Here is a 981-nt window from a genome sequence, read left to right on the forward strand (position 1 = left end):
CATATAAATTTATAAATATCATCGCGGGGTGGAGCAGTTCGGTAGCTCGTCGGGCTCATAACCCGAAGGTCGCAGGTTCAAATCCTGTCCCCGCAACCAAATGGTCCCGTGGTGTAGTGGTTAACATGCCTGCCTGTCACGCAGGAGATCGCCGGTTCGACCCCGGTCGGGACCGCCATTTAAACTTCTAATGGAAGTTATTTTTTTGTTAGAGGGTATGATAAAGTGTATTTTGTCACTAGAAAATCTTGTGAAGCGAATTTAAGTGATATCCTCAAAGATGTTAATTTATTCGATTAAATCGATGGGCTATAGCCAAGCGGTAAGGCAACGGACTTTGACTCCGTCATGCGCTGGTTCGAATCCAGCTAGCCCAGCCATTTAAGAGCCATTAGCTCAGTTGGTAGAGCATCTGACTTTTAATCAGAGGGTCGAAGGTTCGAGTCCTTCATGGCTCACCATTTATTTCATTTCGCGGGTGTGGCGGAATTGGCAGACGCACCAGACTTAGGATCTGGCGCCTTTGGCGTGGGGGTTCGACTCCCTTCACCCGCATATGCGGTCGTGGCGGAATGGCAGACGCGCTAGGTTGAGGGCCTAGTGGGGGCAACCCCGTGGAGGTTCAAGTCCTCTCGGCCGCACCAAAAAAAGAAATAAAAAAATACTTGCATTAATCTTACCACCATGGTATATTAATAAAGTCGCAAAAAACAAACAACATACATTAAGCGCCCGTAGCTCAATTGGATAGAGCGTTTGACTACGGATCAAAAGGTTAGGGGTTCGAGTCCTCTCGGGCGCGCCAATTACGGGAAGTGGCTCAGCTTGGTAGAGCACCTGGTTTGGGACCAGGGGGTCGCAGGTTCGAATCCTGTCTTCCCGACCATGCGGGTGTAGTTTAGTGGTAAAACAAGAGCCTTCCAAGCTCTGGTCGAGAGTTCGATTCTCTTCACCCGCTTTTAGTTCTTTGAAAACTGAACG

9 tRNA genes are annotated in these 981 nt (G+C 48.8%); all 9 read left to right on the forward strand.

The annotated features are described in order from the left end of the window. The first annotated feature begins 22 nt into the window (after positions 1 to 22). The 9 genes from CN326_RS23585 to CN326_RS23625 all read left to right on the forward strand — a co-directional run bounded on the left by CN326_RS23585 (position 23) and on the right by CN326_RS23625 (position 958). Positions 23 to 99 (forward strand) — tRNA-Met (locus tag CN326_RS23585). 3 nt (positions 100 to 102) lie between these two features. Next, positions 103 to 178, forward strand: a tRNA-Asp gene (locus CN326_RS23590). 127 nt (positions 179 to 305) lie between these two features. Beyond that, positions 306 to 380 (forward strand) — tRNA-Gln (locus CN326_RS23595). Positions 381 to 385: 5 nt separating this feature from the next. Further along, positions 386 to 461, forward strand: a tRNA-Lys gene (locus CN326_RS23600). Between the two features lie 13 nt (positions 462 to 474). Then, positions 475 to 555: transfer RNA gene (locus CN326_RS23605), tRNA-Leu, on the forward strand. A gap of 3 nt (positions 556 to 558) precedes the next feature. Continuing rightward, a tRNA-Leu gene (locus CN326_RS23610) sits at positions 559 to 644 on the forward strand. An 84-nt stretch (positions 645 to 728) separates the two neighbouring features. Continuing rightward, positions 729 to 805: transfer RNA gene (locus tag CN326_RS23615), tRNA-Arg, on the forward strand. 4 nt (positions 806 to 809) lie between these two features. Then, positions 810 to 886 (forward strand) — tRNA-Pro (locus tag CN326_RS23620). Position 887: 1 nt separating this feature from the next. Further along, positions 888 to 958, forward strand: a tRNA-Gly gene (locus CN326_RS23625). Positions 959 to 981 lie beyond the last annotated feature (23 nt).

The organism is Bacillus sp. AFS018417 (genome assembly GCF_002560985.1).
Taxonomy (GTDB): Bacteria; Bacillota; Bacilli; order Bacillales; family Bacillaceae_G; genus Bacillus_A; species Bacillus_A rhizoplanae.